The sequence below is a fragment of the Shewanella sp. 8A genome (assembly GCF_023475945.1).
Classification (GTDB): domain Bacteria; phylum Pseudomonadota; class Gammaproteobacteria; order Enterobacterales; family Shewanellaceae; genus Shewanella; species Shewanella xiamenensis.
This window is the reverse complement of the sequence record NZ_JAMDJP010000062.1, coordinates 1-5440: the sequence shown is the minus strand read 5'-3', so window position 1 is coordinate 5440 and position 5440 is coordinate 1. Positions and strand designations below refer to the sequence as shown.

General features: G+C 48.6%; 6 protein-coding genes. All 6 read right to left on the bottom strand.

The window, feature by feature from the left end:
* Window positions 1-237 precede the first annotated feature (237 nt).
* The gene (locus tag M0413_RS22425; RefSeq protein WP_249555714.1) at window positions 238-729 is read right to left on the bottom strand and encodes a hypothetical protein; all 492 of its coding nucleotides are present in this window, start codon (window positions 727-729) and stop codon (window positions 238-240) included.
* Window positions 726-1595 carry a 3'-5' exonuclease gene (locus M0413_RS22420; protein ID WP_249555713.1) on the bottom strand — a complete coding sequence of 290 codons (870 nt, stop codon included), beginning with the start codon at window positions 1593-1595 and terminating at the stop codon, window positions 726-728. The genes M0413_RS22425 and M0413_RS22420 overlap by 4 nt, the downstream gene beginning before the upstream one ends.
* A 4-nt stretch (window positions 1596-1599) precedes the next feature.
* A complete protein-coding gene (locus M0413_RS22415) occupies window positions 1600-2610 on the bottom strand; it encodes a tyrosine-type recombinase/integrase (RefSeq protein ID WP_249555711.1) in 1011 nt (336 codons plus the stop codon).
* A 2-nt stretch (window positions 2611-2612) separates the two neighbouring features.
* Complete coding sequence (locus M0413_RS22410; RefSeq protein WP_283771995.1) at window positions 2613-3143, bottom strand: protein-tyrosine phosphatase family protein; 531 nt, start codon at window positions 3141-3143, stop codon at window positions 2613-2615.
* Between the two features lie 305 nt (window positions 3144-3448).
* Entirely contained in the window at window positions 3449-4378 is a 930-nt protein-coding gene (locus M0413_RS22405) for a hypothetical protein (protein ID WP_249555709.1), read from the bottom strand.
* A 264-nt stretch (window positions 4379-4642) separates the two neighbouring features.
* Window positions 4643-5440 (bottom strand): APH(6)-I family aminoglycoside O-phosphotransferase (locus tag M0413_RS22400; RefSeq protein WP_249555707.1); only part of this gene is annotated, 798 nt, incomplete at its 5' end.

Here is a 5440-nt window from a genome sequence, read left to right as displayed (position 1 = left end):
TTTACCCTTACTGAACAAGTACTAAATGGGCAACTGAGGCCGCTGAAACAACCACCGGAGCTGGACAAATGGCCTTAGCGTACGTTTTCGTACCATTGGGCTTCACACCCCGGTCAGGCCAGAAATGTGGCTGAGTGGGACTGCGGGGGTGGGGCTGGCACCCATTATACCCCACTTTGCATGATGGTCTAACTTTGTGGTTATAGGACGACTTTTAGGGCGCCTAGATTTGCTCGATTAGGACAAATTTCGGTCCATCCACGCTGATTGGCGTAGCAGCGCGATGGCATCAGAAGGGGTAACTTTCCATGCGTTGGAAAGCTGGCGAACTGCGAAAACTGCAAGCTCCATCCGGTCGTCATCATTGATAAAATTCTGGAGCTGGTTGCCTCGCTCGCTGAGGATGATTGCAACACCGGCTTTGCCGTTGTTGTAAACCGCAAAGCTCTTGTTCTTCGAGTCACCGTGATAGGAACCCTCAGCCTTGCTACGCAAGCCAAAAAGAACACAGCAAAACGCCGTCAGCTCGCCACGAGTGAGTTGCACTGTGATCTTGCTTTTCCAGTCTGGGCTGAACCCCGACTCCCTGATCGGTGCAATCTCGATGCTGACAGTAGGATAATCACCTCTGGTTAGCGTGTGTTGCACATTAATGCCGGTACGTTTCGCCGGTTCTTTCTGCCAGTCTGAGAAAAATTTCAGGCTTTCGCCGTAGGATTGTTCTGTCATTCCAAATTACCTTTGCTTTGAAGCTCCTGGAGCTGAACCACGAGATTACGTTGGACTTTTGCTATCTCCGTCACCAGATCGGCGGTGGCAATGGCGTCGGTCGCTGCTGAATGGGCTTGACCTTTCCAAATCACGCCTGCTTGGTAGGTTGCATCCGCAAGCGAGATAGTGCCGTGCCGGTTGGTTGAACCAAAGGCATCAGACGCCAGCGTCATCGCACACAGCAAATTTTTCTCTTCCCACCAAGGCATATGATCTCCAAATGCTCCGGCAGTCTGCCTCAACAGCCTGCTATCGAAACTGGAGTTAAATATCACTACATGTCGGCCAGAGAGAAGCTGGGCAAGAGCTGGCGCAATTTGAGGCCACATAGGCTCATTCGTCAGATCCGCCTCGCTGATTCCATGAACATCCATTGCATGAGGGGAAATTTTCACGGTTGGCCGCAACCTGGTGTTCAGTAGAACATCGCCCCAGATGTCTGTGACAGCCAACTCTATCACCTGGTCTCTTTCACCAAGGCCGGTCGTCTCAGTGTCGAGAACTACGGGCTCCAGGTTTACCCATGTTTCAGCCACAACCGATGCTTTTGCCAGGTTGCTACGCATTCTTGCTTTGATAGATAGGATAAGCTGAGCCCTGATTTGTTTTTCTGAGGCCGGAGAACAGGCCCTGCTCTTCATTGGCTCGCAATCAGCAATACGGAACACGCCAAATTGTCTGCCATACCCGTTTTTGTAGAACGACACAGGCTCCACTCCGGGCTTGGGCTTCATCCTAAATTCATCCCTTAGCCGCCCCTTTGAAAAGCATCTATCGTCTTTTATGGCATCGGCTCTGGCGAGTTCGAGTTCTTCATCATTCATTTTGTTAATCCGCTAGATCGAGGCGTTGGCTTGCTCTCTTCAAACGTTCATCACCACGTCTGTCATATTTCTGGGTGGTGGCGATACTTGAGTGGCCCATAGCATCCTTCACGGTCACAATGTCCTCACCGTTATCCAGCATCGAGGAGGCAAAGGTACGCCGAAGATCGTGAGGCGCGAACTTTTCCAGACCTGTTTCGACTCTTCTGGTATCCAGAATGTGGTAGATGGCCTGATCAGACATCCTCTCTCCTGTCACATCATCAAATCGCCTTATCCTCGGGAAAAGAGGACCTTCATGCTCCCCCCGAACCTCTTCAACCCACTTCTCCAGTCTTTTCCATGCACCGCCAGGTACATAAGCAATCCTCTCTTTGTTGCCCTTGCCAAGCACCTTGAGAGCTCGGTCCTTATAAATCATGTCCACCATGTCCAAGGCGACAATTTCAGAACGACGTAAACCGCATCCGAGAAGAACCCCCAAAATGGCCGCGTCACGCACCCCCTTGGAGCTTGGATCGCTTTCACATGTGAAAAAAAGACTGCGAATTTCATGGCGTTCAAGGGCTCTGCCCTTGGGTAGCCTGGACCCTTTCACAGAGCGTACTTGCTTAATGTGCTGAAAACTGTCCGTGTCTATTTGTTTCATCGTCCACGCTTCAAGAGCTACACCTTTCAGCGCTGCGAGATAGGTGTTGATGGTTGCCGGAGCTTTACCTGAATCGCTTAGCATTTCCAGCACGGCCAAAATATGGTGTCTCCTCATTGAGCTCCATGCGCAATCACGAAGGTTTTGAAACCCGATCATCTTGGCGACTATATTGAGGAATGAGCCCATAGTCTGCCTACTTCGCTTTGAGCCAAGACTCAACAGGTAGGCGATGGCAGGGTTGTCATGGATGTTCTGGAGAGAGCTCGATGATGGCAGCAACTCTCCACGGACGCTTTGTTCTGACGGAACGGGAGCTTCTGCATGTGGAATTAGCTCTTCTTGGTCGTTGTTCGTATCGTACAAAATTACCTCCTAAGTCCGACCGCAACGAGAAGCAAATCCCATATTTTGAGGTGGAGAGGGGCTTCCATCTCAACATGTTGCGTTTCGTAGCTTTGTATCAGTGATTCATACTTGGTAGGAACGCACAGTAATTCGTAAACTGTTCGGTTGGGCTTGGTGATCGGCTTATTCGGAGTGAATCCATGTTTGTTCTGGAGGTACAGTGCTATCGCGCCACTTCTGGATTCTCCGTAATAGCAATGAACGAAGATCTGATCGATACCACTACCGACCAATCCATCTAGGAAGGTGGACAACTTTTCAGCCTGGAACGAGTCGATGTAGGATGCGTAATTCATCCGGAACGCTGACTTCATCGTGTAGATGGTGTTCTCGGAATAGCCTCCATCGTAGAAGCTGTCACGGTACAATAGCTCCCACGGTCCGAGAGCGGCAGGGGACTTGTCTGGGTCTGTTATGGAGACCATAGCCGCACCAGCAACTGGCTCCAGCTTTTCGGCCTCAGATTGGCTGATGAAGATGACTTTTTTCATGGGTATCTCCTACATCATGCGACGAGAACACGGATGAGTAGCCATAAGCTCACGGGCCTGGCGCTCACCTTCCTCAGTACCGAAGGGAGCTGTGGTATAGACGCCACCATGTCTCAAGTCCACTATATTGCTTCGGCAGCACTGGCCGACGTTCTGCACCTTGCTATCTGTATCCAACCCGCCAAATGTGTGGCAAGGCCCAGAAAACGGCTTTTTGCACACTGAGCATCGGTTATTGTTCTTGTTGATGACTCGCTCCAATACCTTTTCAAATTTGCTTTTGTTTAACATCTGGGGCCTCCTTGTTACTCGGTCGATTCTTTGGTTTGAACATAAGGAGTTGCTTTACCTACCAATGTTTCTTTTACATAAACCCACCGACTACCCAGATCTAGCTTTGAATATTCACCTTTGTAAAAGCGCTCATCCCATAATTGCCTAAAATGGCCTGACCTAATGTGCTCTGACTTGTTTTTTGTGTAACCATCACTTAGACCAAATTTAAATGCTGTTACTTTTTTTGACTCACCATTACCTTTAATAACCTTTTTTAGGTTAAAGGTTGAAGGTACACCAGGTATCAAAAACTGGTTATTTGTTGCGCTGTTATACACGCAAAGCGCAATAATAAATTTCAAGATAACAAAAACAATCCTTTTACCATCTTCATCCGATTGATCACATTTTATTAGTGATGTATCCAAAGTGTCGCTATCCATAACCATCTGAATTACTTCTGATTTTAACGCTATCTGGTATCTAACGTCGTCAAGATCTGTGTGCATAGATAGTCTTAACTCAGGCGAAAAAGAGCTATCATTTTGATCAAAATTCACTCCCTTTATTCCAAGCTCTTCATAGAACTCGTTTTGTTCTGATTCAAGCTCTTGCTTGGAATCTGAATACTTTACTAGAACTGGCGAAAGCCCTACATCCGTAGGAAAAGCGATTGAGAAAACTGGTAATGGAAGGGGGATTTTTCTTATATCCCTGCCTTTTATTTTCATATTAAGCAATGCAGGAACCGTTTCTCTATCCTCTATAAAAATGATGTTTCTACCGTTCTTATCCCAAGCGTGCTCCATGCCATAAACAGGGTCATGTTCTCTGATCCCATTTTCTGACTCACTAACACTCAATATGGAGCTTAAATAACGAGGAAAACTAACCCCTAACTTACGGCATTTCCGCTTAATAGAGGATATTTTGGTTCGATATATCTGATACTGACTCATAGTACATTCTCTTTCCTATTCATGAATCTCAAGCCCACTCCGAAAAAAACATAACTAATTGTAAATAATGGTTTTTATGTTTTCGTGTCCAAACTTCATCTTACACAAAGGTTGATTCGGGCAATCTTTATTTGATATTGGCAAACTTTATCCTACTTGGGGTCGTTTGCGGGAGAGGGCGAAATCCTACGCTAAGGCTTTGGCCAACGATATTCTCCGGTAAGATTGATGTGTTCCCAGGGGATAGGAGAAGTCGCTTGATATCTAGTATGACGTCTGTCGCACCTGCTTGATCGCGGCCGCGATAGCTAGATCGCGTTGCTCCTCTTCTCCATCCGCGTTCCAAGCTGCGGAAAGGCACCCATAAGCGTACGCCTGGTCGAGCAGGCGACGCGGATCGACGTCCAGCGCACGAGAGAATGCGTCCGCCATCTGTGCAATGCGTCTAGGATCGAGACAAAGGTCGTCTCTGTCAGCCGGATCGTAGAACATATTGGCGGCGCCAAAGCCCACTTCACCGACCAGACCGACGGGATCTATCACCAGCCAGCCGCGACTGGAGAACATGATGTTTTCATGATGCAGATCGCCATGTAGCCCACGCAGTTCCGAGGCATTGCTCATCATTTGATCGGCTATAATCGCCGCGTGGACGTAGTCAGTTTGACAACCTGCGTTTTGATCATCGCGCGCCCGCTGAAACAAAGCTGCAAAGCGATCCCGGATCGGGAGAAGGGCAGAAGGCAGGGGTTCCTCAGATGCGGCATACAGCTTCGCCATTAGTTCCGCTGCAATTTCGGTCGCCTGGTAGTCGCCGTGCTCGGCAACGATGTGAGAGAGCATTCGCTCCCCGGCATATTCGAGCAACATCAGATTGTTCTCACGACCGAGCAACCGGACTGCTCCCCTCCCATTGCGCCATACCAGATAGTCGGCCCCGCGCAGTTCATCAGCAATGTCTTCTATAGGTTTCAATCCCTTGACGATTGCAGGAGTCCCGTCTGGCAATGAAACTTTCCAAACGAGGCTGGAAAAGGTGTCCGCAATGAGAACAGGTTGCGA